Here is a 26799-nt window from a genome sequence, read left to right as displayed (position 1 = left end):
TCCTAGGGACGGGCCGCAAGGCGAGCGGTCAGGGCGCGATCCCGGATGCTGCGGGCTTGAATCCCGCACGGATGTTCTCGCAGCACCCGGGGCGACACACATCGAACCAGGGCCCCAGTTTGGTGACGTGCGGGCGCTCGGACGTCGGAGTTCCCTTCAGGCGCTCCTCGATGAGGTCGACCAGGCCGGCAACGTACGCCGGATCGACACCGGGGGTCGGGGTGCGAACGGCAGCGAGACCCGCTTCCGCCGCGGCATCCATCGCCTCGGTGTCGAGATCCCAGAGCACCTCCATGTGGTCGCTCACGAAGCCGAGGGGCACGATCGCGACGGCGCGCGCGCCCTCTGCGGGAAGTCCCTCGATGACGTCGCACACATCGGGCTCGAGCCACGGCTGCGAGGGCGGGCCGGAACGGGACTGGTAGACCAGCTGCCACGGAACATCGGCAGCATCCGGGATCTCTTCCGCGATCTGCGCCATCACGTATGCGGCGACCGCGAGGTGCTGGGTCTCATAGGCGCCGCCCTCACCCCACTCCCCGTCGCGCGGGCCGGATCGCCGCGCGTCGTCCATCGGCACGCTGTGCGTGGAGAACAGCACCCGGATCTCGCCCGGCGCGATTCCATCCGCGAGGAACCCGGCGACCGCGTCGCGCACGCCGGCGACGAACGGGGCCACGAAACCGGGGTGGTCGAAGAACTGGCGGATCTTGTCGATCGTCACCGTTCCCCCGAGGCCCGTCTCGTCGAGCACGCGAGCGAAGTCCTCGCGGTACTGACGGCAGCTCGAGAACGAGCTGTAGGCGCTCGTGGCGAGGGCGAGCAGTGTGCGGTGCCCCGCGGCCTCCGCGGCGATGACGGCCTCATCGAGGTAGGGCGCCCAGTTGCGGTTGCCCCAGTAGACCGGCAGATCGATGCCGCGCCGGGCGAGCTCGGCCTCGAGCTTCACCTTCAGCTCACGATTCTGCGCATTGATCGGGCTGATCCCGCCGAAGTGCCGGTAGTGATGCGCGACCTCTTCGAGTCGCTCGTCGGGGATGCCTCGTCCGCGCGTCACGTTCCGCAGGAACGGGATCACATCGTCCTGCCCCTCGGGCCCGCCGAAGCTGGCCAGCAGGAGCGCGTCGTAGGCGACGGGCACTTCGACGTGTTCCGGCCCGCCGGATGCAGCGGGCGATGCGTAGAGGACGACGAGGTTCACATCTGCGGGAGTTGCGCTCACGACATCCATCCTCGCACCGCGTCGGACCGAGGGAGCCCGTTCGCACGACCCGCTCTCCGTAACCTGCCGGAAAACCTCGACGCCTACACTTACGGCGAGGAGGCACGATGACGTCTGTCTCGGAGTTGGATTCCGCGACGACCGCGCTGGTAGACCGCGTGGTCGCCACGCTGAGCGGACGCAGGGTCGCCGTACTCACGGGCGCCGGAGTCTCCACGGATTCCGGAATCCCGGACTACCGCGGCAACGGCGCCCCCGTCCGCTCGCCCATGACGGCCCAGCAGTTCATGGCCGATGAGTCGGCGCGGCGCCGCTACTGGCTCGGCGGACACCTCGGCTGGCATGCGTTTTCGAGCGCTCAACCCAACGCGGGTCACGAAGCGATCGCCCGGCTCGAGGCAGACGAGTTCGCCACGGGCGTGGTGACACAGAACGTCGACGGTCTGCACGTGCGCGCGGGCAGCGGCCGGGTCGTCGAACTGCACGGCACGATGCGTCGTGTGTTCTGCACACACTGCGGGCAGGTCTTCGACCGGCGAGATATCTCCGAACGCATCGAGATCGACAATCCCTGGGTCACGATGCCCGAGAACATCCCGCTCGGGCCCGACGGCGATGTCCTTCCCTCGTCCACCGATGGGTTCATCGTTCCGGACTGCTCGGTCTGCGACGGGCTCCTCAAACCCGACGTGGTGTTCTTCGGCGAGTTCATCCCGGCGGAGAAGTTCCGCGAGGCCGAGCAATTGCTGAAGACCAGCCAGGCCCTGCTCATCGCGGGTTCATCGCTGGTCGTGAACTCGGGCATCCGCCTGGTGGAACGGGCGCGCAGGCGAAGGCTTCCGGTGATCATCGTGAACCGCGGCGCTACCCGCGCCGACAACCGCGCGACCCTCAAGATCGACGCCGGAACCAGCGAAGTACTCGGCGCACTCGCGGCTGGACTCGCGGCTACCCGCTGACTCCTGGCCGTAGGCTCGGAGTCGTGACCGATCTGATCCTCCTCCGCCATGGTGAGACGGACTGGAACCGCGAGCGCCGCATCCAGGGTCTGAGCGATATTCCCTTGAACGAGACCGGCCGCGTGCAGGCACGCGCCGCGGGAGAGTTGCTCCGCATCGAACTCGCGGACGCCGGCCCGGTGGTGATGGTCTCGAGCGACCTGTCCCGGGCGGTCGAGACGGCCCAGATCATCGCCGATGCCCTCGGGGTACCCGGTCCGCGGAAGTACCCGGGCCTGCGTGAGCGCGGCTACGGTGAGGCCGAGGGTGCACTGGTCGCCGAGGTTCCGACGCTCTTCGGCTCCCCAGAGCGGGACCTGATCCCCGGCGCCGAGTCCTCGGCCGATCTGCGGGCGCGAGCGCTGCGAGCACTGGATGACATTGCGACGGATGTCGAACGGGACATGCCCGGGGCATCCATCATCGCCGTCGCGCATGGCGCACTCATCTTCGAGGTCGTGCGTGTGGCGAGCGACGGCGCGCTCCCTCGACCGGGCGAGCGAATCGCCAACGGCTACCCGTTCCGATTCCAGCTCGACCCCGGCGGCACTCCCGACGGCCGCGCCATCCGCCTCGCGACGGATGACGCAGGCGCCTCACGCGACGGTTTCCCCCGGGAGACCCGCGTTTGAGCCCGGACTCGGGAAACCGCCGCTAGCCTGAACGCGGAGGATGCCGTGAATGATTCTGCTGACCCGCCCGAGAGCGCTGACGAGCCGACACCCGCTCGTGATGCACAGACGGAGCGTGGCCGCAGCCGCCGCGAGTTTCTTCGTGCGGGCGGAATCGCCGCGGCCGGCTTCCTCGTGGGCGGCGCGGCCGGCGGTGCCGCGGGGGCAGCTATCGGGAGCTCTCTGGCCAACCAGAACTCATACGGCGCCCTGGACCCACGCGAGGTCCCCGGCTTCGATCATGTGGTCGTTCTGATGGGCGAGAACCGCTCCTTCGACAATCTGCTGGGCTGGCTGTACACCCCCGACAATCTGCCCCCGGGCGAGACCTTCGAGGGCCTCGCTTTCGGCGACTATTCGAACCCCGATCCGGCCGGGAACCGGGTTGCCGCGCACGTCTACTCCGGCCCCACCGACGTGATCATGGGCCAGCCGAACCCCGATCCGGGTGAGGCGTTCCCCCACGTCAACACCCAGCTCTTCGGCACCGTCGATCCCGCATCCAACGCGGAGCTCTGGCAGAACCCGATGAGTTCACCCTTCAACGCCCCGAAGCCGGGCGCGAAGCCCACCATGGAGGGCTTCCTGAAGGACTACCACGTCAACTACGAAGAGCTCCATAAGGGCAAGAAGCCGACGGCGGACGAGGCGAATCAGATCATGGGCGGCTTTTCGCCCGAGATGCTGCCCGTTCTGTCGACACTTGCGCGCGAGTTCGCGGTCTTCGACCACTGGTTCGCGGCCGTGCCCAGCCAGACCTACTGCAACCGCTCGTTCTTCCACGCGTCGACATCCCATGGCTTCGTCACGAACCGCGGCGGGGGCGGCTACGAGAAGTGGCTGGATGCGGCGCCCCGTGACACGATCTTCAATCACCTCGATCGCGCGGGGATCAGCTGGAAGATCTACTTCGACGAGATGCAGCTCGTCTCGCTGACGGGCGTCATGCATGCGCCGGTACTCCAGACGCACTGGCGCACCGAGCACTTCGCCCACATGTCGGATTTTTACCAGGATGCCGCGAACGGCACCCTGCCGGCCTACGCGTTCATCGAGCCGCGCATGATCTACAACCACAACGACTTCCACCCGCCCTTCGGCGCGCTTCGCAGCGGCGAGGTCGACGGCACCGAGGTGGTGGACTCCGCGATCTCGGACGTCCGCGCGGGCGAGGCGCTCGTCGCCAACGTCTACGACGCGATCAAGAAGAGCGCGACGCCTCAGGGTTCGAACGCGCTCAACACCCTTCTGCTGATCACTTTCGACGAGCACGGCGGGACCTACGATCACGTTCCGCCGCCAGCCGCGACTCCCCCGGACGCCGACGCACCCGAAGGCGAGATGGGTTTTCGGTTTGATCGTCTCGGGGCACGCGTGCCCGCGATCGCCGTGTCGGCCTACACCCGCTCCGGAACGATCGTCCATGACGAGATGCATCACGGATCGGTGATCGCCACCCTCTGCCGGCTGCACGGTCTCGAGCCGTTGACACGGCGCGACGCGGGCGCCAACACCCTGTTCCCCGTCGTGAATCTCGAGGTACCGCGCGATCCGAAGTCGTGGCCGACCGTGCACCCCATGTACCTGCCTCGACAGATCGACGAAGAAGAGATCGAAGACCTCGCACACGGGTCGCAGAAGGACAAACCGCTGAGCCCTCCCGGAAAGGGGCTCCTCGGACTCCTCCTCGCCAAGTACGGCGATGGGTCCGAGCCAGAGCCGCAGACGTATGCCGACGCCTACCGGGTGGGCACCACGCACGGCCTCGGACTCTTCTACCCGAAGATCACGTAGGGCGTTTAAGTCCGCGCCGACGCAGTCTCATCAGCTCGCTCAGCACCACTCGGAGCCGCTGAGCAGGATGCGTAAAGCGGAGCGTCGAATTCGGGTAAAGTCACCGACTATGGGCAAGCTCGATCACGCCGACCTCGCGCTTCTCAGCGCCCTCGCCGACGACCCCCGGGCGACCGTCGTCGCTTTGGCCGAGCGCCTGAGCCTGTCGCGCAATACCGTTCAGGCGCGGATGGCGAAGCTCGAGAAAGCCGGCGTGTTCCTCTCCTACGAGCGGACCATAGCGGCGCACACCATCGGGTACCCGCTGCAGGCTGCGATCTCGGTCATGCTGCGACAGAAAGAGCTGCCCGAGATCGCGCCCCAGCTCGTCGAAATCCCCGAGATCATCCAGGCCTACGGCCTGAGCGGACAGGTCGACCTGCTCGTCCATGTCGCCTGCCGCGACGCCAGGCACTTGTTCGAGGTGGACGCACGCATCCTCGCCATCCCCGGCGTCGAACGCACCGAGACATCCCTCGTCATGGGTGAGGTCATCCCCTACCGGCTGCGCCCTCTCATGGACTTGGCACGACAGGAACGTTAGGCACGGGTACGACCGTCGACGGCGTACCCAGCCGGACGAACACAACACCCGCGACGATCAGCGCACCGCCGATCACCTGAACGGATGACGGTTGCTCGCCGAGCACGAGCCAGGCGATCACGATCGCGAACAGCACCTCGGAGAGGCCGACGAACGATGCCACCCGCGAGCCGATCTGCGTCACCGCCAGCACACCCAGTCCGTAAGCGAGCGCCGTCGCGATCAGCACGACCCAAATCAGCGGCACGTACCAGGGGACGGTCAGCCCGCCCAGGATGACGTCGACGGGTGGCGCGGCGAAGGGCAATACGCCCACGAGCGAAAGGCCGCCCGAGAAGAGCGCACCGACCGCGAGGCCGGCGGCCGCGAGCACGAGCGGGGGGAGCCCGTCGCCGGCTCGCTCGCTCAACAGGAAGTAGCCGCCGAGCGACACGGCCGCACCGAGGGCGAAGAGCACGCCGAGTGCGTCGAACGTCGCGCCGCCGATGTCGATCACGAAGACGAGTCCGACGATGCTCACGGCCGAGCCGAGCAGTACAAGGCGGCCGGGCGCACGACGCGTGCGAATCCACGCGAGTGCCACCAGCAGAACCGGCGCCAGGTATTGCACGAGCAGCGCGACACCGACGGGCATCCGTTGGATTGCAGCGAGATAGAACAGCTGGCATCCGGCGACACCCGTCGCACCGAATCCCACAATGATCAGAGCGTTGCGACGCAGGATGCCGGGGTCACGGCGGAGAGCAAGAATCAGGACCGGCAACAAGACGATCGCCGCTCCGCCCATCCGAACCGACGCCGCGGCTCCGGTGGACCAGCCCGCCTCGATGAGCGGCTTGAGCAACGGCCCGCTCGACGCGAACGCGAGCGCGGAGGCGAGCCCGGTCAGGATGCCGATCGCGCGGTGGTCCGGGCTCGTCGTAGGCAGGGGGGCCGTCAGGCTCTGGACCATGTGCGTCCGTTTCACACGAGAGGGATGTCAGGAGTAAACCTGCCATACACTGATGACGAGGTTGACTGATGTTCTCAGACAATACCGTCAGGAGTCAACATGGTTTTTATCCATGACACCCGATCCGCCCTGCTCGCCACGGTAGACCTGGTGAATACGCACCCGAGCACGTCGAGCGAGGGCGAAGACGCCCTCACCACCGTCGCCGATCTCGACGAATTCTTGAGGGTGCACCCGTACACCGGAGGCATCCGTCACGACGAGGCCGAGCTCGCCGAGATGCGCGACATCCGCGGTCGGCTGCGTGCCCTCTGGGACGTCGACCGCGACGGCGCCGTACCTCTCGTCAACGCGATGTTGGACGATGGCGGTGCGCTCCCCCGCCTGGTCATCCACGACGACTACGACTGGCACGTCCACGCCACCTCCGACGAGGCGCCGCTCGCAACACGGATCCTGGTGGAAGCCGCGATGGCATTCGTCGATGTCATCCGCTCGGACGAGTACGCGCGCGTTCGACTGTGCGACGCGGATGACTGCCGGTCGGTCTACATCGATATGTCGCGCAACGGCTCGAAGCGCTACTGCGACACGGGCAATTGCGGCAATCGCATGAACGTCATCGCGTACCGGAAGCGCCAGGCCGATCGAGAAAGCGCCTGATCGCTTCGGCCGCCACGGCCGGGGTCTCGTAGTGGATCAGGTGCCCGACATCAGGGATCTCGACGAGTTCGGCATCCGCGAAGAGCTGCGCGAGCCGACGCTCGGCCTCGATCGGCGTGATGTCGTCGCGCTCGGCCGCGATCAGCAGCGTCGGCTGCACGATGCGCGCGGCGAACTCCGACACATCGTGTGACACCGAGGTCACGAACGCGTCGCGCAGCATGTCTCGGTCGGCGAACCGCGAGAAGTACGTGTCGTGCTGGTCGTGGATGAACGCGCGCAGCTCGGGATCCTTCGTCTTCGCCATCGACACACTCATGACGCGGACGATGACCTTGTTGCGCAGGAGGGCGTCACCCAGGCGCGCGGGAAGGCGGGCACCGGCCCAGTAGTAGAAGATCGCAAGCCGCGTCAGAATGCCGCGCGGGCCCTCGAGTGCCGGGGCGCCGATCGGGTTCACGAGGATGACGGATGGCGCGGGCATCCCCTCGGCGACAGCCGCCGACACGACGATCGATCCGAACGAGTGCCCGAGGATGATCGCACCCGGTGCGACCGCGCCAACGAACTCACGCAGCCACCCAACGTAGGCGGCGAGATCGTGCTCGATGCCGGGCAGCGGCGGCGTCTCGCCGAAACCCGGGAGGTCTGGCGAGATGACGCGAATACCGGGCAGGTGTGCGACAACCGGCTCGAGCCCGTGGTGTTCACCACGGAAGCCGTGCACTGCGATCACGGTGGTCTCCGCATCCGACGGACCGTACTCCCAGTAGGCCGTGACCGCCCCGCCCACCGGAACCTCGCGTCGCACGACGGGAGTCTCCGCCAAGAGGTCGGCATACGGCTGGGGGGCGCTCACTCTGCGAGTCTACGGATGGCTCGGGCCACGACCGCGCGGCGCCCCGCGTTGCGGTACCCGGCATCGCGGTGAGCCTGGCGGTCGATGTCGGTGCGGGGCCATAGCGTGTTGGCATGTCGCAGGTCCTTCCCGAGCCGCTCTTCGGCGACGATTTCTTCGCCCCCGCTGCGCCGCGCTGGTCGACCACGTTGGGTGTGTTCGACCTCGAGACGACGGGCGTAGACGTTACGACCGATCGCATCGTGACAGCCCACGTCGGGGTTCTTGACGCCAGTGGCACCGTGACGAGACAGCGGTCGTGGATGGCCGACCCGGGCATCGACATTCCCGAGGGCGCGACCGCCGTGCACGGCATCACGACCGCGTTCGCCCGGGCGAACGGGCTTCCCGCAGCGCAGGTCGTGGCCGAAATCGTGACCGAGTTACGGGCGATCTTCGACGCTGGCATCCCCGTCGTGGCCTACAACGCGCCTTACGATTTTTCGCTGCTGAAGTACGAGGCCCTGCGGCATGGCATCGAGCCGATCCTCGCGCCCTCACCCGTGATCGATCCGCTCGTCGTCGACAAGACGTTCGACCGGTACCGACGGGGAAAGCGCACGCTCGACGCGGTCGCGGCCCACTACGACGTGCTGCTCGAGGCGGCACACACGGCGGCGGACGACGCGATCGCGGCGGGCCGCGTGGCGCAAGCCATCGCCGCCCGCTACGCCGACCGACTGCCCCTGAGCGAGCACGAACTGCACACGCGCCAGATCTCGTGGGCACGGGCGCAGGCCGAGAGCCTGACCGAGTACTTCATCAAGGTCGGTCGCCTCGAGCCGAGCGAGACGCTCGACGGCGCCTGGCCCATCCGCTGAGGCTCTGATCTCGCCCTGACCCGCGGGCAACGCGAAAGGCCCCGCCGAAGCGAGGCCTTTCGGAACGTCGTTGCGACGTCGAAGTTACTTGCCGAAGCCCTTGAAGCGCTGGTTGAACTTCTCGACGCGGCCGGCCGAGTCCATGATGCGCTGCTTGCCCGTGTAGAACGGGTGCGAGGCCGACGAGATCTCGACGTCGATGACCGGGTACTCGACACCGTCGAGCTCGATCTTCTTGTCGCTCGACACGGTCGAGCGGGTCAGGAAGGTCTCGCCCGAGGCGAGGTCGCGGAAGACGACGGCCTGGTAGTCGGGGTGAATTGCAGTCTTCATGGGGTGTTCCTTGCGGCGATGTGCGGAAGAAGAAGTCTCTGGTGCGCCGATCCAGCGTTGGCACCAAGGACCGATCTTATCAGACGAGACCTGTGACGGTTGCCTCAGCCCGCGGCGCGGGCCGTGTAGCGGCCCTCGTCGAAGCGCAGGTTGATGGGCAGACCGAACGTCTCGGTCAGATTTTCGGCGGTGAGTGCTTCCTCGAGCGGTCCCGACGCTACAGCCGAGCCATCCCTCATCAACAGCACGTGGGTGAAACCGACCGGGATCTCTTCGACGTGGTGCGTGACCATGACCATCGCGGGCGTCGTCGGCGCCTGGGCGTAGCCGCCGAGGAGCGTCAGAAGCTCCTCTCGGGCGCCGAGGTCGAGGCTCGCGGTAGGTTCATCCAGCAGCAGCAGCTCGGGGTCGGTCATGACGGCACGCGCGATCTGGACGCGCTTCTGCTCCCCGTCCGAGAGCGTCCCGAAGGTGCGATCCGCGAGGTGGTCGAGGTTCCATTCCGCGAGGACGCGCAGCGCGCGGCGCTCGTCGATGTCTTCGTAGTCCTCGCGCCACCGGCCGAGAACGGCGAAAGCCGCGGTCATGACGGCATCGATCACGCGCTCATCCGCGGGCATCCGGCGAGCCATGGCCGACGAGGCGAAGCCGATACGCGGGCGAAGCTCGAAGACATCCGTTCGCCCGAGGCGCTCCCCCAGCACGTGGACCTCGCCACTCGTGGGATACATCACCGTGTCGGCGAGCTGGAGCAGAGTCGTCTTGCCCGCACCGTTGGGACCGAGGATCACCCAACGCTGGTCGTCGTCGACGCTCCAGTCCAAATGATCGACAATGTCGCGACCGTCTCGGCGTACGACCACATCATGGAACTGCAGGACCCCGGCCATTGCCCCAGCCTATCGGGCCATCCGCCCGCTACCGGGCAGCAACGACCTACCCGCCGACAACGCGGGTATAGAGGTCGTGGGTCTCGGCCGCGATCCGCTCCCAGCTGAAGGATGCGGCGGCTCGTTCGCGACCCGCGCGCCCATACTCCGCGGCTCGGGCCGGATCGCTGACGACCTCCGTCAGCACATCCGCGAGATCGCGCACGTACCGTTCGGGGTCAACGGGTGTACCCGAACCATCCTGCAGTTGTTCGATCGGGACGAGTCGACCCGTGACGCCGTCGTCGACGACCTCGGGGATGCCGCCCGTCGCCGTTCCTACCACGGCCGCACCGCAGGCCATGGCTTCCAGGTTCACGATCCCGAGGGGTTCGTACACGGACGGGCATACAAATGTCGTCGCGGCGCTCAACAGCGCCCGCAATTCGCGTCGCGGCAGCACGCGGTCGATCCAGACCACGCCGCCGCGTTCTTGCTGCAGACCCCGGACGAGCGATTCGACCTCGGCGAGAATTTCCGGAGTGTCGGGCGCACCGGCGCACAGCACCAGCTGAACGTCGGGCGGCAGCAGGGCGGCAGCGCGGAGCAGGTACGGCAACCCCTTCTGCCGGGTAATGCGCCCGACGAAGACGACCGACGGGCGGTCGGGGTCAAGGCCCAGACTGCGCGCGAGATCGGGATCATCGAGCGGCGCCCACTCGTCCACGTCGATGCCGTTGTAGATGACGTGCACCTTTTCGGGATCGAGCGACGGGTAGCTGCGCAGGATGTCCGCACGCATACCGCCGCTCACAGCGATCACCGCGGCGGCGGACTCGTACGCCGTCTTCTCGATCCAGCTGGAGACGGCATACCCGCCGCCGAGCTGCTCCGCCTTCCAGGGGCGCAGCGGCTCCAGGCTGTGCGCCGAGACGATGTGCGGGATGCCGTGCAACAGCGACGCCGTGTGGCCCGCGAAATTGGCGTACCAGGTGTGGGAGTGCACGACATCCGCGCCCGCGACATCCCCGACGATCTCGAGATCCACGCCCATCGTCTGCACGGCGGGGTTCGCCGAGGCGAGTTCACCCGGAACGGCATATGACGTCGTACCCGCTTCGTCACGCGGAGCACCGAAGGCTCGAACGCGCACGTCCATGCGGGTTCGGAGCGCGCGCACGAGCTCCGTGACATGAACGCCGGCACCCCCGTATACCTCAGGCGGATACTCCTTGGTGACGATGTCGACGCGCATGCTTGCAACGCTAGTCGCCGCAGGAAGTGGGGCATAGTCTGTCGGCATGGCTACACCGCCGAAGGTATTCGGAATCATCCTCGCCGGCGGCGAGGGTAAGCGCTTGATGCCACTGACGGCAGATCGAGCCAAGCCCGCGGTGCCCTTCGGGGGGCAGTATCGCTTGATCGACTTCGCGATCTCGAACCTCATAAATTCGGGGTTGCGACAGCTCGTGGTGCTGACCCAGTACAAGTCGCACAGCCTCGACCGGCATATCTCGCAAACGTGGCGGATGTCGACGATGCTCGACTCGTATGTGACCTCGGTGCCGGCGCAGCAGCGCCTCGGCAAGCGATGGTTCTCGGGTTCGGCCGACGCCATCCTGCAGAGCCTCAACCTGATCAACGACGAAAAGCCCGACATCGTCTTCGTGATCGGCGCCGACCACGTCTACCGGATGGACTTCCGGCAAATGCTCGACGCACACATCGAATCCGGTGCCCGGGCGACCGTCGCCGGTATCCGTCAGCCGATCTCGCTCGCCAACCAGTTCGGCGTCATCGACGTCGACAAGGCCGACCCGACCCGCATCCGGGACTTCCTCGAGAAGCCCCAGAACCCGGAGGGCCTCGCGGATGCGCCCCACGAGGTACTCGCCTCGATGGGCAATTACATCTTCGACGCGGACGCTCTCATCGAGGCCGTCGAGGCGGATGGCGAACTGACCACGTCGAACCACGACATGGGTGGCGACATCGTGCCGTACTTCGTCGGACGCGGCGAGGCGGGCGTCTACGACATGAAGCGCAACGACGTACCCGGGTCGACCGATCGCGACCGCGCGTACTGGCGCGATGTGGGCACGATCGATTCGTTCTTCGACGCGCACATGGACCTGATCTCAACGCTCCCGATCTTCAACCTGTACAACACGGATTGGCCCATCCACTCGCAGACGGTGAACTCCCCGCCGGCGAAGTTCGTGCGCGACTCGGTCGGGCGCATCGGCAACGCGATCGACTCGATCGTTTCGCTCGGATCCGTGCTCTCGGGTACCCATCTGGAGCGCAGCGTCGTCGGCCCGTGGGCGCTCGCAGGGGGCGGCTCGACGATCACCGATTCTGTGCTCTTCGACTACGTCCGGGTCGGTTCGGGCGCTCGCATCCATCGCGCGATCCTCGACAAGAACGTCGAACTCGCGCCGGGAGCCACCGTCGGGGTCGATCGCGAGCGTGACCTCGCCCGCGGATTCACGGTGACGGATTCCGGGATCACGGTCGTCGGCAAGAACGTGCGCGTCGACGCCTGACCCGGCGCGGCACGGCGGTACCGGTGCGCCGCGCTAGCCTCGTGGGGTGAGTTCAGACGCCACCCGCCTGCTCGTCGTCCTGGACGCCGATTCCACGCTGATCCGCAACGAGGTCATCGAGTTGCTCGCCGACGAGGCGGGACGCGGACCCGAGGTCGCCGCTGCGACGGAGGCCGCGATGCGCGGCGAGGTCGACTTCGCCGAGAGTCTGCGCACGCGTGTTGCCGCCCTGGCCGGGGTTCCGGTCTCGGCCTTCGGTCGCGTGATCGCCCGCATCGAACCGACTCCTGGCGTTCGTGAGCTGATCGCCGCCGTCCACGAGCGCGGCGGCCTGGTCGGGGTCGTATCCGGAGGGTTCCACGAGATCCTCGACACGGTCGCGCCGGCGCTCGGCGTGGACATGTGGCAGGCGAACCGTCTGGTGCAGGCGGACGGGGTACTCGCGGGCACCGTGGACGGTGCCATCGTCGACAGTGCGGCGAAGGCCGACAGACTGCGCGCATGGGCGACGCAGCACGGCGTGCCACGCGGACGCACGATCGCGATCGGTGATGGCGCGAACGACCTGACGATGCTCGCCGTCGCCGGGCTGGGACTCGCGTTCAACGCCAAGCCGGCCGTCCGTGCCGCCGCACCGCTTGTGGTCGGTCGCGTGGACCTTCGCGAGGTCATCCCCCTGCTCCCCCGCTAGGGGCCCGCCCTCGCGCGATGTCGGTGACGCGGCGTAGCTTCTCGGCATGGACATCATCCTCGTACCGGGTCTCTGGCTCGATGCCTCCTCATGGAACGACGTTGTTCCGACCCTGACCGACGCCGGTCATCGCACCCATCCGCTGACGCTCCCGGGAACCGGTGCCCCTGCTGCCGAATCTGCAGACATCGGCATCGCCGACTGGGTCGCGGCGGTCGTCGCTCAGATCGACGCATTGCCCGGTGACGTCGTGGTGGTCGGTCACAGCGGGGGCGGCAACGTCGCCTACGGAGCCCTCGACGCCCGCCCGGATCGCGTCGCGCATCTCGTCCTCGTAGACACCGTGCCGCCCCCCGACGGCTCGATCATCTCGGAGTTCGAGGTGGTAGACGGCGTCATCCCGTTCCCCGGCTGGGACAGCTTCGACGAACCGGATGTCGCGGATATCGACGAGCCCACACGCCAGGCCTGGGCGGCTCGTGCCCTGCCGGTGCCGGCGGGCGTGCCGATGGATCCGATTCACCTCCACGATCTTCGCCGCCGGACACGCCCCGTGACCGTGCTGAGCGGGCCGTACGACGAGGTGGCGCTGCGCGCGATGCTCGAGCAGTGGCCGGCATGGGGAAGTGAGTTCACCGAGCTCGACGATGTGCGCGTCGTGCATCTGGGCGGCGGGCACTGGCCCCAGTTCACGCAGCCGACCGCGGTAGGGAATGCCATCCTCGGCGCCATCGGGCGCTGAGGGTTATGCCCCAACTGAGGTCAGTGGCCCATTCCCAGACCGCCGTCGACGGGAATGACCGCCCCGGAGATGTAGGCGGCGTCGTCCGATGCGAGCCACGTGACGACACCGGCGACCTCGTCGGGGGTCGCAAACCGACCGGCCGGGATGCTGCGCTTGTACTCGGCCTGCGTCTCGTCGGGCAGGGCCGCGGTCATGTCGGTCTCGATGAAGCCCGGGGCGACGACGTTCGCCGTGATGCCGCGACCACCGAGTTCGCGCGTGAGCGAGCGCGCGAAACCGACGAGACCGCTCTTCGACGAGGCGTAGTTGACCTGCCCGGCAGATCCATAGAGTCCGACGACGCTCGAGATCAGGATGACCCGACCCCATCGCGCGCGCAGCATGCCCTTCGATGCCCGCTTGACGACACGGAACGCGCCGCCGAGATTCGTGGAAACCACAGAGTCGAAGTCGTCCTCCGACATCCGCATGAGCAGCGTGTCTTTCGTGATGCCCGCATTCGCCACGACAACCTCTACAGGCCCGAGCTGCGCCTCGACCTCGGTGAACGCGGCATCCAGCGAGGCGGAATCGGTAACGTCGGCGCGGACCGTCAGCGTCCCCTCCGGCCCCTCGCCCGACCGGGCCGTCACGGCCACGCGGTGCCCTTCGGCAACGAAGCGCTCCGCGATCGCGCGACCGATGCCGCGGTTTCCGCCGGTGACGAGGACGACGCGTTCGGTGGTCATGGCACTCCTGTGGGTCGGGATGAGACCGCTCCACCCTACCCAGGCACCGCCTCTCCTGACACACCGTCCCTGCCCACACCGTCCCTACAGATACACCGCCCCTACAGATACACCGCCGCGTTGACATCCGGGCGCGGGCGCTGCGAGTCTGAGGTGTACCGACGAGAGGCTTTCCATGACTTCCACCCCGCCCTCAGGCGATCCCGGCAACTATCCCCCCGCACCGCCCGTGTCGCAGGGATACCCCGCCGCTCCCCCGACCAACGGATACCCCGCGGCGCCGGGCTACGGCGCGTACGCTCCCGCCGCGAAGACGAACACCCTCGCGATCGTGTCCCTCATCAGCGCCATCGTCGGGTTTGTGCTGATCCCCTTCGTGCCGTCGATCGTTGCCGTCATCACGGGTCACATGTCCCTCGGTCAGATCAAGCGCACAGGCGAGCAGGGGCGCGGCCTCGGGCTGGCGGGCACCATCATCGGGTGGGTCGGCGTCGGGCTGTGGGTGCTCGCGCTGATCGCCCTCCTGGCATTCCTCCCGTTCTTCATCACCATGGTCGAGAACTCGCCCTCGTCCTACTCCTGATCGGGACTCGTTCACGAGCCCGGTGTCGTCCCAGCGGCGTACGCTGGTCAGTACCGTGAAAACACCCGCCGAATCACTGTCATCGACCTCTCTGCCGCGCGCTCCGCGCGACGAGGCCGCGGCACGCATGCGGCGGTACATGTGGACAATGGTGATCCGCGTCTCGTGCTTCGTTTTGATGGCTGTTGTCACGCCCTATGGCTGGTACACCTGGGTGTTCGCGGCGGGCGCGATCTTCCTCCCGTACATCGCCGTGATCGTCGCGAACGTCGGGTATGACTCGAGCGCGCGGGCTGAGCCCGTCCAGCGGATGCTTCCCGCGCCGGTTGCCCCCGCATCCTCTGCGGATGCGCCCCGGTCCGAAACGACGCCGGGTGTGATCCTTCTCACCGAGACACCGCGGTCCGAGGACACGCGCTGATGTCGATGCTCGGCGGCGGGCAGGAGCCCGGCGGAACACCCTGCTCTCGCGCGGGCTGTCGAACGGATGCATCGTGGCAGGTCATCTGGCGGAACCCCCGGATCCACACGGCCGACCGGCGAAAGGTCTGGCTCGCGTGCGACGAACACGCCGAGTACCTCCGCGACTACCTGGCCGCGCGTGACTTTCCCGTCGAGCTTGCCCTGTTCACTCCGCAGTCGGACGCGTCGCAAACAGACGCGTCGCAGGATTCACCTCGCCCTGTGGCTGCCGAGGGCGGCTGATGGCCCAGAAACGCAGCATGCAGAATCTGCCGACGGCGGGCCGCTGGGCGATCTACGTCTCGCTCGCCGTCGTGTTCGCGATCGCGTGCGCCTTCTTGTCGAACTGGCAGTTCACGCGTAACCAGGAGCGTTCGGCGGACCTCGCGCTGATCGAGGCCAACTACGACGCGGAGCCGGTGCCCGTGTCATCCATTCTTTCGGGTACCTCCGGCTTCGATCCCGAGACCGAGTGGTTGCCGGTCTTGCTGGAGGGGCGGTACCTCCCCGACGAACAGCTGCTCGCTCGGAACCGGCCTCACGGCGGCACGAGCGCCTTCGAAGTGCTGACGCCGTTCCAGCTCGATGACGGACGCATCATCATCGTGAACAGGGGCTGGGTTCCGCCCGCATCCGATAGCTCGGACCCGGCCACCGTGCCCGCTCCGCCGTCCGGCGAGGTCACCGTCACTGCTCGGTTGCGCCCGAGCGAGGCGGCGCCCGCCTCCGGGCGTGGCGCTCCCGAGGGCCAGGTGCCGGTCATCGACCTGACCGCTGTCGCCGAGCTCACCGGCACCGAAACCGTCACGGCCGCGTACGGCCTCATGGTTTCCGAAGATCCCGAACCCGCCGAGCGTCCGACGGCGCTCACCTCGCCGACGGAAGATCCCGGACCTTACCTGTCGTACGCGATCCAGTGGATCCTGTTCGCCATCATGGGCTTCATCTTCATCGGATACGTCATCAAGACAGAGATCGCTCAGCGGCGCGAAGACCGCGCAGAGGCCGGTGAGGACGATCCGGAACGGGATGCCTCCGCCCCTCGCGCGCCGCGGCCTCCTCGTGTTCCCGCGCGGCGACGCGACGCGGACACCGACGCCGAGGATGCCATCCTCGACGCGGCCACCCGCTGACTGGCCGCGAGGTAATTGCTCAGGCGAGCGAGACGAGGTCCGCGTACTCGCGGTTCCAGATGTCTTCCACGCCGTCCGGCAGGATCAGCACCCGCTCGGGGTTCAGCGCCTCGACCGCTCCCTCATCATGCGACACGAGCACGACCGCACCCTCGTAGTGCGAGAGGGCGCCGAGGATCTCTTCACGCGACGCCGGGTCGAGGTTGTTCGTGGGCTCGTCGAGCAACAGCATGTTCGCGGACGACACGACGAGGGTCGCGAGCGACAGACGCGTCTTCTCCCCACCCGACAAGACCCCGGCGGGCTTCAGCACATCGTCACCCGTGAAAAGGAACGATCCGAGCACCTTCCGCGCTTCGGTCGCCGTGATGTCGGGTGCGGCGGACATCATGTTCTCCAGCACCGACCGGTTCACGTCGAGGTTCTCGTGCTCCTGGGCGTAATAGCCGACCTTCAGACCATGACCGGGCTCGAGCTGTCCGGTATCGGGCTTGTCGACACCCGCAAGGATGCGGAGCAGAGTCGTCTTTCCCGCGCCGTTGAAGCCGAGGATGACGACCTTGGACCCGCGGTCTATGGCAAGATCGACATCCGTGAAGATCTCGAGCGATCCATAGGACTTCGACAAACCAGTGGCCATCAAAGGCGTCTTGCCGCACGGGGCGGGCTTGGGGAACCGCAGCTTGGCGACCCGCTCGACCTGGCGGACCTCGTCAAGGCCCGACAACATCTTCTCGGCGCGCGCGACCATCTGGTGCGCAGCGGCGGCCTTTGATGCCTTCGCACCGAAGCGCGCGGCCTGCATCTGCAGTTGCGTCGCCTTCTTCTCGACACCGGCGCGCTCCTTCTTGCGGCGCTCCTCGTCTGCCACCCGTTGACGCAGGTAGTTTTTCCAGTTCATGTTGTAGATGTCGATGACCTGGCGATTGGCGTCCAGGTAGAACACGCGGTTCACCGTTTCGCCCACGAGCTCGACATCGTGGCTGATCACGATCAGCCCGCCCTTGTAGTTCTTCAGAAACTCGCGCAGCCACACAACGCTGTCGGCGTCGAGGTGGTTGGTCGGCTCGTCGAGGATCATCGAGTCGGCATCCGAGAACAGGATGCGAGCCAATTCGATGCGGCGACGCTGTCCACCCGAGAGTGTGCTGAGCGGTTGGTCGAGCAGCCTGTCGGGGAGCGACAGGTTGTGCGAGATCGTCGCCGCCTCGGCCTCGGCCGTATACCCGCCGAGAGCTTCGAAGCGCTCCGTCAGGGCGCTGTAGCGGTTCATCGCCTTCGCCGCGACGGCCGAATCGTCGTCGCCCATCGCGAGGGCGGCTTCGTGCATGTCGATGGCCAAGGTACCGAGTCCGCGTGCGTCGAGGATGCGTGTGCGCGCGAGCATCGTCGGGTCACCCGTGCGGGGATCCTGCGGGAGGTAGCCGAGCTCACCGGTGCGTTCGACCCGCCCGTCCGCGGCGGGCAGATCCCCCGCCAGGACTTTTGTGAGGGTCGTCTTTCCGGCACCGTTGCGGCCCACGAGCCCGATCTTGTCGCCGGGAGAGACGCGGAAAGAGACGCCCGACATGAGGATGCGGGCGCCCACGCGGATCTCGAGATCGTGCACGGCGAGCACAGCGGATGTCCGTTCCGTCGGTGGGGTGGGTACAAAAGAGGCAGAGGTGCCAAACCCCTAGTATAAGTCGGGAGCGCGCACCCCATCGCGATAGAGCGTCCGCTGCTCCGCTGCCTGCTGTCCCGACGCCTAGGAGTCTTCATGACCGCCCTCGCCCCCGCCGCCGGCTCACGCCGAGTCCTCGCCGACATCATCGCGCGACCCTCCACTCGCGCCCGGGCTTTCGCCATGGATGCGACGCTCGTGCTTGCCGGTGTCGCCGTCGTCGCACTCCTCGCGAAGGTTTCGTTCTACATCGGCCCCGTGCCCATCACGGGCCAGACGCTCGGCGTCATCCTCGTCGGCGCGGCGCTCGGCGCCCGCCGCGGTGCCGCGAGCCTCACGTCATACATGCTGCTCGGCCTGGCCGGCCTTCCGATCTTCGCCGGACCTGTCGCCGGACCCGCGTATGTCCTCTCCCCGTCCTTCGGGTTCATCGTGGGCTTCATCCCCGCGGCGTTCGTCGCGGGATGGTTCGCGCAGCGCGCCTGGGACCGCCGCCCGGTTCTGGCCTTCGTCGGGTTCGTCGCCGCGAGCATCATCCCGTTCCTCGTGGGTGTGCCCTACATGGCGCTGATCCTCGCCAACGTCGTCGGGTCGGATGTGTCTTTCGCCTCGATCATGGGCGCGGGCGTGCTGCCCTTCATCGTTCCCGGTCTGATCAAGGCCGCCTTCGCCGCCCTGCTGGTCCCCGCGGCATGGCTTCTCGTGCGCTCGCTCGATCGTCGCGCGCGCGACTGACCCACCTGCTGCGGATCCGTACCCGCGAACGACGCGACTGAGAGTGCGCGCATGAGCGATGTCGCCTGGGCCGAGGGCCGCTGGACAACCGAACCCGAAGACGTGCGAGTCACGGATGCCGGAATCTCCGTGACCGCGAAAGAGGGCAGCGACGCCTGGCGTGAGACCTCTTACGGTTTCATCCACGACACCGAACACGCACTGCTCCGACCGATCGAGGACGGGCAGGCCATCGAGGTGGCCTTTCGCATCGATCTGCCCGAGCAGTTCGATCAGGCCGGGGTGTTCCTCAAGGCCGACGATCAGAACTGGATCAAGGCGGGGATCGAACACAGCGACGGCGAAGAGAGTCTCGGAGCCGTGGTCACCCGCGGGCAGTCGGACTGGTCGCTCGCGCCCGTTCCCGAATGGGCTGGGCGCGTTGCGACGGTGCGCGCCAGTTGGTCCGCCGGCGCCGTGACGATTCGAGCTCGCGTCGACGATGAGCCGTGGAGGCTCGTACGCGTCGCCCCTCTGTCCGCGGGCGCGGGCCTCGAGGCGGGACCATTCTGTTGCGCTCCCTCCCGCCCAGGACTCACCGTCGAGTTCTTGAGCTGGCGCGTGACTGACGCGGACGCAGACCTTCATCCGAGCGATGCCGGGTCGGACGACGCGACATAGTCCCGAGCACCCCGGTCACTGACCCTGTCGAAGTGACCCTGTGTCCGCGATGAGCGCGGCCGCGGTCCCGCGGTCCTGACCCATACGCAGGCCGGGCACCAGAGCGAAAATGGCGATGCCGGCCGCCAGCACGAAAACCGCGGGAAACTCCCACCCCGTGCCCGACAGGCCCGTGAATACGAGTCCCATCACGGCGATCGTCACGGCGGCGCCCGTGGAATCCGAGATCGACAACGCCGAAGAGTTGAATCCCTGGTTCCGCGGCGTCGAATAGGCCAGCGTCAGGACGGTCAACCGTGAATAGATCAAGCCGACGCCCGCGCCCGAGAACGTCCACCCGGCGATCAGGATCGCGGGATGCGCGATCGTCACGGCGCAGACCGCGGCCGTCAGCGTTGCGATCGCCAGCAGGGTGCAGCCGATGATCACGATCCGCCGATTGCCGATCCGATCGCCGTAACGACCCTGGATATCCGCGCTGACCGCCCACGCGAGTGCAGCGGTCGTGAGCCCGAGACCCGCCCACGTCGGCGAGAACCCGTACCGGTCGATCATCAAGTACGGGACATAGACCTCCGCCCCGAACAGCGCGCCCGCGATCAAACCACGAAGCAGGATCACGCTCGGCAGACCGCGACCCACGCGAAGCGTCCGGGCGGGAAGAAGCGGTCGCGCCGCAAACCCGATCAGCACGACAGCCGCGACCGCGACAACGGGGGCGGCGACGCCGAATCCCCCGGACATCCCGAGCAGAAGAACCGCCGCGGCAACCAGCACCGCGAGCCCCAGGCGCCCCCAGAACCCGCTCCCGGCGGGCTGCGACGTCCGCATGTCCAAGCCGTTCAGCCGCACAGCCACCGCGGTGAACGCCGCAACCGTCAGCACGGCCACTCCGAAGAAGACCCACCGCCAGTGCAGGTACTCCGTCACGGCGCCCGCGGCGAGTGGTCCGATCAGAGACGGCACGACCCACGCCGCCGCGAACGCCGCAAAGACCCGGCCGTGGATGGCGGCCGGATAGATTCGCGCGACGACGACGTAGAGCGCCACCGTCTGGCCGCCGGTACCGAGGCCCTGCAGCAGCCGGCCCACGACGAGCGTCTCCATGTTCGGCGCGATCCCCGCCACGATCAGCCCCAGCAGGAACAGCGCGATGGACGCATACAGGGCGACCTTCGGCCCGGATCGATCCGACCAGGCTCCCGTCACCACCATCCCGATGACACCCGTCGCGAGGGTTCCCGCGAACGCCAGCGCGTAGAGGGACTCACCGTTCAGCTCGTCGCTGATGATCGGCATGACGGTCGTCATCGCCAGGGACTGGGTCGCCGCCAGGAAGATGAGCGCGACAGCGCCGAGGGTGACCCAGATGAGACGGGGATCCCAGACGGACGTGGGCTCGCTGGCGTGGGGCGACGCGTTGACGGTGCCGCTCACTTCTCGATCAGAGCCCCGATCCTCTGAACGGCTTCCGTGAGCACCTCGGGTGAGCAGCCGATGTTGAGGCGCACGTGTCCCCTGCCCTCGACCCCGAAGGCCGGTCCGTAGTGCAACGCAACCTTCCCGTCGCGCAGGATTTTGACGCCGGGGTTGTCGCCCCATCCGACATCCGACAGATCGACCCACGCCAGGTACCCCGCATCGGGCGCGACGTAGCGGGCACCCGGCACGTGCTCCGTCAACAACTCCCTCAACAACCGTCGGTTGCGATCGACCGCGGCGAGCATGCTATCCAGCCACTCATCACTTTCGGGCGAGAACGCGGCGACTCCCGCGAGAGACCCGAACAGACCCGTCCGCCACTCGACCTCGGCCGGCAGATTCCGCACGACCTCGAAGCGCTCCGGATCGGTCGCGATCATGAGCGCGCACTTCAGCCCGGCGAGATTGAACGCTTTGCTGGCGCTCGTGACGATGTATCCGACGCGAGCGGCGGCGTCGGATGCGTCCAGAAACGGCGTGAACGTCACCTCCGGTTGCGCGAGCGGAGCGTGAATCTCGTCGCTCACCACCACGGCACCGAACTCCTCGGCGATCTCGGCGAGACGGGCGAGGGTCGCTCGGGAGTGAACCGTCCCGGTCGGGTTGTGCGGGTTGCAGAGCAGAACCGCACGTGCACCGTCGCGCAGCGCCGTTTCGATGCCGGCAAGGTCCAGCTCGAATCCGCCGTCTCGTCGCAGCAACGGAACACGCTCGACGACGCCACCCGCCTCGGGAATCGCCTCATAGAACGGCGGGTATACCGGCGGCGTCACGACCACGCGGTCGCCGGGAGCGATCGAGCGCCTCAGAATCTCGACCACGCCCATGATCACGTCACCGGTCGAACGGATAGCGCCGGCTGCGACATCCCATCCGAACCGTCGCGCGGCGAATGCCGCGTACGACTCGCGAATACCCGAAGCAGGCGAGGTATAGCCGGTGTCACCAAGCGCTACAGCACGTGAAAGCGCGGCCGTGATCGCGGGCGCAAGCGGAAAGTCCGTCTCGGCGACGAACATCGGCAGAACATCGGCAGGGTACCGACGCCACTTGACGCTCGACCGCTCGCGCAGCATGTAGAGGGGCAGCGCTTCCAGGGGGACGACAGTCACCCTGCGAGCTTATCGACGCCGCGAGAACGGAACGTCGATCGCCGATCAGATCGAGAAGCCGAGTGCCCGCATCATGTCGCGGCCGTCGTCGGTGATCTTCTCGGGACCCCACGGCGGCATCCACACCCAGTTGATGCGGAACCGCTCGACGACATCGTCCAGTGCCTGCGCCGTCTGCTCTTCGAGCACATCGGTCAGCGGGCACCCGGCGCTCGTCAGCGTCATGTGGATCACCAGGGCGTCGTTCTCGTCGTCCCAGCCGAGGTCGTAGATCAGTCCGAGGTCGACGACATTGATCCCCAGTTCGGGATCCATGACGTCTTTGAGCGCCTCGGAAACCTCGTCGTACTTCTCAGGAGCGAGGGTCGCGGTCATGGATATATCCTAAGCGCCCGCGGGCGCGGCGGACTCGGGTGCGGCGTCGAGGAAGCGGTCGTAGCCCTCGTTCTCGAGTCGGTCGGCCAGCTCGGGTCCGCCCTCCTCCACGATCCGGCCTGCGACCATCACGTGCACGAAGTCCGGCGCGATGTAACGCAGAATGCGGGTGTAGTGCGTGATGAGCAGCACACCCAGGTCGGTCTCGGCCTTGGCGCGGTTGACGCCCTCGGAGACGATCTTGAGCGCGTCGACGTCGAGGCCCGAGTCGGTCTCGTCCAGCACGGCGATGCGGGGCTTGAGGAGTTCGAGCTGCAGAATCTCGTGGCGCTTCTTCTCGCCACCCGAGAAGCCCTCGTTCACGTTGCGCTCGGCGAACTTGGGGTCCATGCGCAGATTCTTCATCGAGGAACGGATGTCCTTGAGCCAGGTGCGGATCGCGGGCGCTTCGCCGTCGATCGCGGTCTTCGCCGTCCGGAGGAAGTTGGTGACCGTGACGCCCGGGATCTCGACCGGGTACTGCATCGCCAGGAACAGCCCCGCGCGGGCACGCTCGTCGACGCTCATCGCGAGGACGTCCTCGCCGTCGAGCGTGATCGAGCCGGACGTGACGGTGTACTTCGGGTGACCGGCGATCGTGTAGGCCAGGGTCGACTTTCCGGAGCCGTTGGGGCCCATGATCGCGTGGGTCTCGCCGGTGCGGATCGTGAGGGTGACGCCATTCAGGATGGGCGTGACGCCGGCATCCGTTTCGACGGTGACGTGCAGGTCGCGAACTTCAAGGACAGACATGTATGTGGGTTCCTAACGAACTCGGCCGGTCAGACGGCCACGGTGGAAGCGGGATCGATGAGTACGTCGTCGCCGTCGATCTGGACGACGAAGACGGGGACCGGCTCGTAAGCCGGGAGGTTCAGGGGGCGACCCGTGCGGAGCGAGAATGCCGAGCCATGCGCCCAACATTCGAGCGTCTCGCCCTCCACGAAGCCGTCCGAGAGCGAGATATCGCCGTGGGTGCACACGTCCCCGATCGCGTGAACGTCACCGTTGCCGTCGAGGACGACGGCGATGGCAACACCATCGAGTTCCACGCGCTTGGCCGTGTCCTGCTCGAGCTCGCTCAGGCCACAGGCACGCTGCAGGGTCACGCGAGGCCCTCGGCGAGCTCCGCCTCGATCGCAGCGGTGAGCTCTGCCTCGAGGTCCGGCACACGAAGTTTCTGGACGATCTCGGCGAGGAATCCGATGACGACCAGGCGCCGTGCCTCGTCTTCGCTGATGCCCCGCGCCTGGAGGTAGAAGAGCTGCTCGTCGTCGAACCGTCCGGTCGCGCTCGCGTGCCCAGCGCCCTGGATGTCGCCGGTCTCGATCTCGAGGTTGGGGATCGAGTCGGCACGCGCACCCTCGGTGAGCACCAGGTTGCGGTTGGCCTCGTAAGAATCGGTGCCCGTGGCATCCGGTCCGATCAGTACATCGCCGATCCAGACGGAACGCGCGCCGACTCCCTGGAGCGCGCCCTTGTAGAGCACGTCCGCTCGCGTCTGGGGACCGCGGTGGTGGACGTAGACCTGGCTCTCGAGATGCTGGCCGGCGTCGGCAAAGGACAGGCCGTAGACCTCGCCCTCGGAACCGGCGCCCGCGAGATCGACCGACGGGTTGACCCGCACGACGCCGCCGCCGAAGCTGACGACCGAGTGACGCAGGCTCCCGTCGCGCTCGACGCGCGCCTGGTGCGCCGCGGCGTGCACGGCATCGTCGTCCCAACGGTGCACGGAGACGACGTTCAGGCGGGCACCCGGACGAACGATGATCTCGACGTTCTGAGCGAACGCAGCGGATCCCTCGTGGCGCAGGATGACTGTGGCGCTGGAGTTCTCGCGCGCTTCGATCACGACATGGGCGTGGGCGCGGAGGGATGCGGCCGCGCCGATGAACTCCACAACGACGGGCTCGTCGAGCTCCTCGTTCGCAGGAACCGCGAGGTAGAGCGCCTCGGCCGATCGTGACCACGCGATGGCGCTCGGAAGGTCCTCGGGTTCGAAAACCTCACCACGGGGCGCCTGTCCCACGGTCAGGCCTGCCGCCGCGAGAGGGCCCGTCACCGAGATGCCAACGGCACCCGCGTCGCCCGCGACATCGTCGAAGAGCGGGGCGAGGCGCCCGACGGGCGTCTGCTTCCAGTTGACCTCGCGGCCGGTGGGCCGAGCGAAGTCCGCGGGGGCGAACGAACGGGGACGCGCGGAGCGCGTCTGAACGGGGATGGTGCGCGCAGTCGTCTGCCCCCATCCTCCGTCGGTGTGGGGCACGTTTCCGGGCACCTGGCGGGGGGTGGTCGTTGTCGTCGTCACTCGCCGACTCGTCCTTTCATCGTCGGTCGAAGAATCATCCGACGCTTCCTTCCATGCCCATCTCGATCAGCTTGTTCAGCTCGAGGGCATACTCCATGGGCAGTTCGCGGGCAATCGGCTCGATGAATCCGCGCACGATCATCGCCATCGCCTCGTCCTCGGCCATGCCGCGCGACTGCAGGTAGAACAGCTGCTCTTCGCTGACCTTCGAGACGGTCGCCTCGTGTCCGAGTTGGACGTCGTCCACGCGGATGTCGATGGCCGGGTAGGTGTCGCTCCGCGAGATCGTGTCGATCAGGAGGGCGTCGCAGCGGACCGTGTTGGCGGAGTGATGCGCATTCGCGTCCACCCGAACCTCACCGCGGTACCCCGCGCGTCCGCCGCCACGGGCGATCGACTTCGAGACGATCGAGGACTGCGTGTAGGGCGCCATGTGGATCATCTTGGCGCCGGCGTCCTGGTGCTGGCCCGGACCGGCGAAGGCGACCGACAGCGTCTCGCCCTTCGCGTGCTCGCCCATCAGATAGACAGCCGGGTACTTCATCGTCACCTTGGAGCCGATGTTGCCGTCGATCCACTCCATCGTCGCCCCCTCGTGCGCGACCGCACGCTTGGTGACGAGGTTGTAGACGTTGTTCGACCAGTTCTGGATCGTCGTGTAGCGAACGCGGGCGTTCTTCTTCACGATGATCTCGACGACGGCCGAGTGCAGCGAATCGCTCTTGTAGATCGGGGCGGTGCAGCCTTCGATGTAGTGGATGTAGCTGTCTTCGTCGGCGATGATCAGGGTCCGCTCGAACTGACCCATGTTCTCGGTGTTGATGCGGAAGTACGCCTGCAGCGGGATCTCGACATGCACGCCCTTGGGAACGTACACGAACGACCCGCCCGACCATACGGCGGTGTTCAGGGCTGCGAACTTGTTGTCACCCGAGGGGATGACGGTGCCGAAGTACTCCTCGAAGATCTCGGGGTGCTCGCGGAGCGCGGTGTCGGTGTCCATGAAGATGACACCCTGCTGCTCGAGGTCCTCGCGGATCTGGTGATACACGACCTCGGACTCGTACTGGGCGGCGACACCGGAGACGAGGCGCTGGCGCTCCGCCTCGGGGATCCCGAGCCGCTCGTACGTGTTCCGGATGTCTTCGGGAAGGTCTTCCCAGGACTGCGCCTGCTTCTCGGTGGACCGCACGAAGTACTTGATGTTGTCGAAGTCGATGTCGCTGAGGTCAGCGCCGAACGTCGGCATGGGTTTGCGACCGAAGAGCTCGAGCGCCTTCAGACGGCGCTGCAGCATCCATTCGGGCTCAGCCTTCAAAGCCGAGATGTCACGAACCGTCGCTTCGCTGAGGCCGCGCTTGGCGGCAGCCCCCGCAGCGTCCTTGTCGTGCCAGCCGAATTCGTAGACTCCGAGCCCCGCTAGTTCGGGGCGATCGATCAGGACATCAGACATGGTCACACTCTCCTCTTGGCCGCAACGGTTTCATCCGCCCCGGCGATCCATCCGTTCTCTGTGTGCGAGAAAGGAGTCCGCCGCTTCCGGGCCAGGCTCAGGGGCACACGGTTCGCGCGCCTAAACTGTTGACAGTGCGTCGAGTGCTTTCGCACGCGCGCCGCAACCCCTCGATTCTACAGGGTCGCCCCGTCCAGCGGGCCGACCATTGCCCGCGCCCGACCCGACGCGGGACCGCTCAGGAGGCGATCCGCTTGTCGCAGGAACCCGGACCCGCGCA

At 67.1% G+C, this 26799-nt stretch carries 30 protein-coding genes; 15 read left to right on the top strand and 15 right to left on the bottom strand.

Translation table 11 applies throughout. The annotated features are described in order from the left end of the window. Window positions 1-28: 28 nt before the first annotated feature. The gene (locus MIC448_RS03260) at window positions 29-1231 is read right to left on the bottom strand and encodes a ferrochelatase (protein ID WP_051513041.1); all 1203 of its coding nucleotides are present in this window, start codon (window positions 1229-1231) and stop codon (window positions 29-31) included. Between the two features lie 98 nt (window positions 1232-1329). Here MIC448_RS03260 and MIC448_RS03255 point away from each other — a divergent pair, with 98 nt between their 5' ends. From MIC448_RS03255 to MIC448_RS03240, 4 genes are all read left to right on the top strand, one after another. Next, window positions 1330-2181 (top strand): Sir2 family NAD-dependent protein deacetylase, encoded by an 852-nt coding sequence (locus MIC448_RS03255; protein WP_036295984.1) that lies wholly within the window; start codon window positions 1330-1332, stop codon window positions 2179-2181. Window positions 2182-2204: 23 nt separating this feature from the next. Then, window positions 2205-2852, top strand: coding sequence for a histidine phosphatase family protein (locus MIC448_RS03250; protein ID WP_081766157.1), 648 nt, complete (start codon window positions 2205-2207; stop codon window positions 2850-2852). Between the two features lie 45 nt (window positions 2853-2897). Continuing rightward, window positions 2898-4685: an alkaline phosphatase family protein gene (locus MIC448_RS03245; protein WP_036295982.1), complete on the top strand. Its 1788-nt coding sequence runs from the start codon at window positions 2898-2900 to the stop codon at window positions 4683-4685. Between the two features lie 109 nt (window positions 4686-4794). Next, entirely contained in the window at window positions 4795-5268 is a 474-nt protein-coding gene (locus MIC448_RS03240; protein ID WP_036295980.1) for an Lrp/AsnC family transcriptional regulator, read from the top strand. On the opposite strand, the gene MIC448_RS03235 is transcribed toward MIC448_RS03240, so the two are convergent. Continuing rightward, complete coding sequence (locus MIC448_RS03235) at window positions 5240-6220, bottom strand: DMT family transporter (protein ID WP_051513039.1); 981 nt, start codon at window positions 6218-6220, stop codon at window positions 5240-5242. The genes MIC448_RS03240 and MIC448_RS03235 overlap by 29 nt on opposite strands. 99 nt (window positions 6221-6319) lie before the next feature. Here MIC448_RS03235 and MIC448_RS03230 point away from each other — a divergent pair, with 99 nt between their 5' ends. Next, window positions 6320-6883 (top strand): ABATE domain-containing protein, encoded by a 564-nt coding sequence (locus MIC448_RS03230; RefSeq protein WP_036295977.1) that lies wholly within the window; start codon window positions 6320-6322, stop codon window positions 6881-6883. On the opposite strand, the gene MIC448_RS03225 is transcribed toward MIC448_RS03230, so the two are convergent. Beyond that, complete coding sequence (locus MIC448_RS03225) at window positions 6840-7742, bottom strand: alpha/beta fold hydrolase (RefSeq protein WP_036295974.1); 903 nt, start codon at window positions 7740-7742, stop codon at window positions 6840-6842. The two genes, MIC448_RS03230 and MIC448_RS03225, sit on opposite strands and share 44 nt — an antisense overlap. Before the next feature lie 113 nt (window positions 7743-7855). Here MIC448_RS03225 and MIC448_RS03220 point away from each other — a divergent pair, with 113 nt between their 5' ends. Beyond that, window positions 7856-8602, top strand: a complete 747-nt coding sequence (locus tag MIC448_RS03220; protein ID WP_081766156.1) for a 3'-5' exonuclease — start codon at window positions 7856-7858, stop codon at window positions 8600-8602. A gap of 84 nt (window positions 8603-8686) precedes the next feature. Here MIC448_RS03220 and MIC448_RS03215 read toward each other — a convergent pair whose 3' ends face one another. The 3 genes from MIC448_RS03215 to glgA all read right to left on the bottom strand — a co-directional run bounded on the left by MIC448_RS03215 (window position 8687) and on the right by glgA (window position 11059). Beyond that, on the bottom strand, window positions 8687-8935 hold the full coding sequence (locus tag MIC448_RS03215) for a type B 50S ribosomal protein L31 (RefSeq protein WP_036295971.1): 249 nt from the start codon (window positions 8933-8935) through the stop codon (window positions 8687-8689). A gap of 104 nt (window positions 8936-9039) precedes the next feature. Beyond that, window positions 9040-9825, bottom strand: a complete 786-nt coding sequence (locus MIC448_RS03210; RefSeq protein WP_036295969.1) for an ABC transporter ATP-binding protein — start codon at window positions 9823-9825, stop codon at window positions 9040-9042. Window positions 9826-9871: 46 nt separating this feature from the next. Continuing rightward, a complete protein-coding gene (gene glgA, locus MIC448_RS03205) occupies window positions 9872-11059 on the bottom strand; it encodes a glycogen synthase (protein WP_036295966.1) in 1188 nt (395 codons plus the stop codon). 46 nt (window positions 11060-11105) lie between these two features. Here glgA and glgC point away from each other — a divergent pair, with 46 nt between their 5' ends. Genes glgC through MIC448_RS03190 form a run of 3 tightly spaced genes read left to right on the top strand, consistent with a single transcriptional unit; the run spans window position 11106 to window position 13783 of the window. After that, window positions 11106-12350, top strand: a complete 1245-nt coding sequence (gene glgC / locus MIC448_RS03200; protein WP_036295964.1) for a glucose-1-phosphate adenylyltransferase — start codon at window positions 11106-11108, stop codon at window positions 12348-12350. 46 nt (window positions 12351-12396) lie between these two features. Continuing rightward, on the top strand, window positions 12397-13041 hold the full coding sequence (gene serB, locus MIC448_RS03195) for a phosphoserine phosphatase SerB (protein ID WP_036295961.1): 645 nt from the start codon (window positions 12397-12399) through the stop codon (window positions 13039-13041). 46 nt (window positions 13042-13087) lie between these two features. Next, entirely contained in the window at window positions 13088-13783 is a 696-nt protein-coding gene (locus MIC448_RS03190) for an alpha/beta fold hydrolase (protein WP_036295958.1), read from the top strand. Window positions 13784-13803: 20 nt separating this feature from the next. Here MIC448_RS03190 and fabG read toward each other — a convergent pair whose 3' ends face one another. Beyond that, window positions 13804-14514 (bottom strand): beta-ketoacyl-ACP reductase, encoded by a 711-nt coding sequence (fabG, locus tag MIC448_RS03185; protein WP_036295956.1) that lies wholly within the window; start codon window positions 14512-14514, stop codon window positions 13804-13806. A gap of 175 nt (window positions 14515-14689) precedes the next feature. On the opposite strand from fabG, the gene MIC448_RS03180 reads away from it, so the two are divergent. From MIC448_RS03180 to MIC448_RS03165, 4 genes are read left to right on the top strand one after another with little or no spacing between them, the layout of a single operon-like run. Then, window positions 14690-15097, top strand: coding sequence for a DUF4190 domain-containing protein (locus MIC448_RS03180; protein ID WP_051513036.1), 408 nt, complete (start codon window positions 14690-14692; stop codon window positions 15095-15097). A gap of 55 nt (window positions 15098-15152) precedes the next feature. Then, window positions 15153-15518, top strand: coding sequence for a DUF3099 domain-containing protein (locus tag MIC448_RS03175; RefSeq protein WP_100813100.1), 366 nt, complete (start codon window positions 15153-15155; stop codon window positions 15516-15518). A 5-nt stretch (window positions 15519-15523) separates the two neighbouring features. Continuing rightward, entirely contained in the window at window positions 15524-15802 is a 279-nt protein-coding gene (locus tag MIC448_RS03170) for a hypothetical protein (protein WP_051513053.1), read from the top strand. A gap of 17 nt (window positions 15803-15819) precedes the next feature. After that, window positions 15820-16692, top strand: a complete 873-nt coding sequence (locus MIC448_RS03165; RefSeq protein ID WP_051513052.1) for an SURF1 family protein — start codon at window positions 15820-15822, stop codon at window positions 16690-16692. 19 nt (window positions 16693-16711) lie between these two features. On the opposite strand, the gene MIC448_RS03160 is transcribed toward MIC448_RS03165, so the two are convergent. Further along, a complete protein-coding gene (locus MIC448_RS03160) occupies window positions 16712-18310 on the bottom strand; it encodes an ABC-F family ATP-binding cassette domain-containing protein (protein WP_036295946.1) in 1599 nt (532 codons plus the stop codon). 141 nt (window positions 18311-18451) lie between these two features. Here MIC448_RS03160 and MIC448_RS03155 point away from each other — a divergent pair, with 141 nt between their 5' ends. After that, window positions 18452-19090 (top strand): biotin transporter BioY, encoded by a 639-nt coding sequence (locus tag MIC448_RS03155; protein WP_036295943.1) that lies wholly within the window; start codon window positions 18452-18454, stop codon window positions 19088-19090. 51 nt (window positions 19091-19141) lie between these two features. Then, a complete protein-coding gene (locus MIC448_RS03150) occupies window positions 19142-19750 on the top strand; it encodes a DUF1349 domain-containing protein (protein WP_036295941.1) in 609 nt (202 codons plus the stop codon). Window positions 19751-19765: 15 nt separating this feature from the next. On the opposite strand, the gene MIC448_RS03145 is transcribed toward MIC448_RS03150, so the two are convergent. Genes MIC448_RS03145 through sufB form a run of 7 tightly spaced genes read right to left on the bottom strand, consistent with a single transcriptional unit; the run spans window position 19766 to window position 26519 of the window. Beyond that, entirely contained in the window at window positions 19766-21187 is a 1422-nt protein-coding gene (locus MIC448_RS03145; protein WP_081766155.1) for an MFS transporter, read from the bottom strand. Further along, window positions 21184-22344 (bottom strand): MalY/PatB family protein, encoded by a 1161-nt coding sequence (locus MIC448_RS03140; RefSeq protein ID WP_036295937.1) that lies wholly within the window; start codon window positions 22342-22344, stop codon window positions 21184-21186. The genes MIC448_RS03145 and MIC448_RS03140 overlap by 4 nt, the downstream gene beginning before the upstream one ends. Before the next feature lie 45 nt (window positions 22345-22389). Further along, window positions 22390-22719, bottom strand: coding sequence for a metal-sulfur cluster assembly factor (locus MIC448_RS03135; RefSeq protein ID WP_036295934.1), 330 nt, complete (start codon window positions 22717-22719; stop codon window positions 22390-22392). Between the two features lie 9 nt (window positions 22720-22728). Next, window positions 22729-23511, bottom strand: a complete 783-nt coding sequence (sufC, locus tag MIC448_RS03130) for a Fe-S cluster assembly ATPase SufC (RefSeq protein ID WP_036295931.1) — start codon at window positions 23509-23511, stop codon at window positions 22729-22731. A 29-nt stretch (window positions 23512-23540) separates the two neighbouring features. After that, window positions 23541-23867: a non-heme iron oxygenase ferredoxin subunit gene (locus tag MIC448_RS03125; RefSeq protein ID WP_036295928.1), complete on the bottom strand. Its 327-nt coding sequence runs from the start codon at window positions 23865-23867 to the stop codon at window positions 23541-23543. After that, window positions 23864-25066 carry a Fe-S cluster assembly protein SufD gene (gene sufD / locus MIC448_RS03120; protein ID WP_036295926.1) on the bottom strand — a complete coding sequence of 401 codons (1203 nt, stop codon included), beginning with the start codon at window positions 25064-25066 and terminating at the stop codon, window positions 23864-23866. The genes MIC448_RS03125 and sufD overlap by 4 nt, the downstream gene beginning before the upstream one ends. Before the next feature lie 34 nt (window positions 25067-25100). Beyond that, window positions 25101-26519 carry a Fe-S cluster assembly protein SufB gene (sufB, locus tag MIC448_RS03115; protein ID WP_036295923.1) on the bottom strand — a complete coding sequence of 473 codons (1419 nt, stop codon included), beginning with the start codon at window positions 26517-26519 and terminating at the stop codon, window positions 25101-25103. Between the last annotated feature and the right edge of the window lie 280 nt (window positions 26520-26799).

The sequence above is a fragment of the Microbacterium sp. C448 genome, from assembly GCF_000582705.2.
Taxonomy (GTDB): domain Bacteria; phylum Actinomycetota; class Actinomycetes; order Actinomycetales; family Microbacteriaceae; genus Microbacterium; species Microbacterium lacus_A.
Note: the sequence above shows the minus strand (reverse complement) of the source record. Positions and strands in the feature narration are given on the sequence as shown.

Excerpts from the sequence above, each read along its gene's own strand:
- MIC448_RS03260 (WP_051513041.1), bottom strand. The coding sequence starts at position 1,231 with ATGGATGTCGTGAGCGCAACTCCCGCAGATGTGAACCTCGTCGTCCTC.
- MIC448_RS03255 (WP_036295984.1), top strand. The coding sequence starts at position 1,330 with ATGACGTCTGTCTCGGAGTTGGATTCCGCGACGACCGCGCTGGTAGAC.
- MIC448_RS03240 (WP_036295980.1), top strand. The coding sequence starts at position 4,795 with ATGGGCAAGCTCGATCACGCCGACCTCGCGCTTCTCAGCGCCCTCGCC.
- MIC448_RS03235 (WP_051513039.1), bottom strand. The coding sequence starts at position 6,220 with ATGGTCCAGAGCCTGACGGCCCCCCTGCCTACGACGAGCCCGGACCAC.
- MIC448_RS03230 (WP_036295977.1), top strand. The coding sequence starts at position 6,320 with ATGGTTTTTATCCATGACACCCGATCCGCCCTGCTCGCCACGGTAGAC.
- MIC448_RS03220 (WP_081766156.1), top strand. The coding sequence starts at position 7,856 with ATGTCGCAGGTCCTTCCCGAGCCGCTCTTCGGCGACGATTTCTTCGCC.
- MIC448_RS03215 (WP_036295971.1), bottom strand. The coding sequence starts at position 8,935 with ATGAAGACTGCAATTCACCCCGACTACCAGGCCGTCGTCTTCCGCGAC.
- MIC448_RS03210 (WP_036295969.1), bottom strand. The coding sequence starts at position 9,825 with ATGGCCGGGGTCCTGCAGTTCCATGATGTGGTCGTACGCCGAGACGGT.
- glgA (WP_036295966.1), bottom strand. The coding sequence starts at position 11,059 with ATGCGCGTCGACATCGTCACCAAGGAGTATCCGCCTGAGGTATACGGG.
- glgC (WP_036295964.1), top strand. The coding sequence starts at position 11,106 with ATGGCTACACCGCCGAAGGTATTCGGAATCATCCTCGCCGGCGGCGAG.
- MIC448_RS03190 (WP_036295958.1), top strand. The coding sequence starts at position 13,088 with ATGGACATCATCCTCGTACCGGGTCTCTGGCTCGATGCCTCCTCATGG.
- fabG (WP_036295956.1), bottom strand. The coding sequence starts at position 14,514 with ATGACCACCGAACGCGTCGTCCTCGTCACCGGCGGAAACCGCGGCATC.
- MIC448_RS03180 (WP_051513036.1), top strand. The coding sequence starts at position 14,690 with ATGACTTCCACCCCGCCCTCAGGCGATCCCGGCAACTATCCCCCCGCA.
- MIC448_RS03170 (WP_051513053.1), top strand. The coding sequence starts at position 15,524 with ATGCTCGGCGGCGGGCAGGAGCCCGGCGGAACACCCTGCTCTCGCGCG.
- MIC448_RS03165 (WP_051513052.1), top strand. The coding sequence starts at position 15,820 with ATGCAGAATCTGCCGACGGCGGGCCGCTGGGCGATCTACGTCTCGCTC.
- MIC448_RS03155 (WP_036295943.1), top strand. The coding sequence starts at position 18,452 with ATGACCGCCCTCGCCCCCGCCGCCGGCTCACGCCGAGTCCTCGCCGAC.
- MIC448_RS03150 (WP_036295941.1), top strand. The coding sequence starts at position 19,142 with ATGAGCGATGTCGCCTGGGCCGAGGGCCGCTGGACAACCGAACCCGAA.
- MIC448_RS03135 (WP_036295934.1), bottom strand. The coding sequence starts at position 22,719 with ATGACCGCGACCCTCGCTCCTGAGAAGTACGACGAGGTTTCCGAGGCG.
- sufC (WP_036295931.1), bottom strand. The coding sequence starts at position 23,511 with ATGTCTGTCCTTGAAGTTCGCGACCTGCACGTCACCGTCGAAACGGAT.
- sufB (WP_036295923.1), bottom strand. The coding sequence starts at position 26,519 with ATGTCTGATGTCCTGATCGATCGCCCCGAACTAGCGGGGCTCGGAGTC.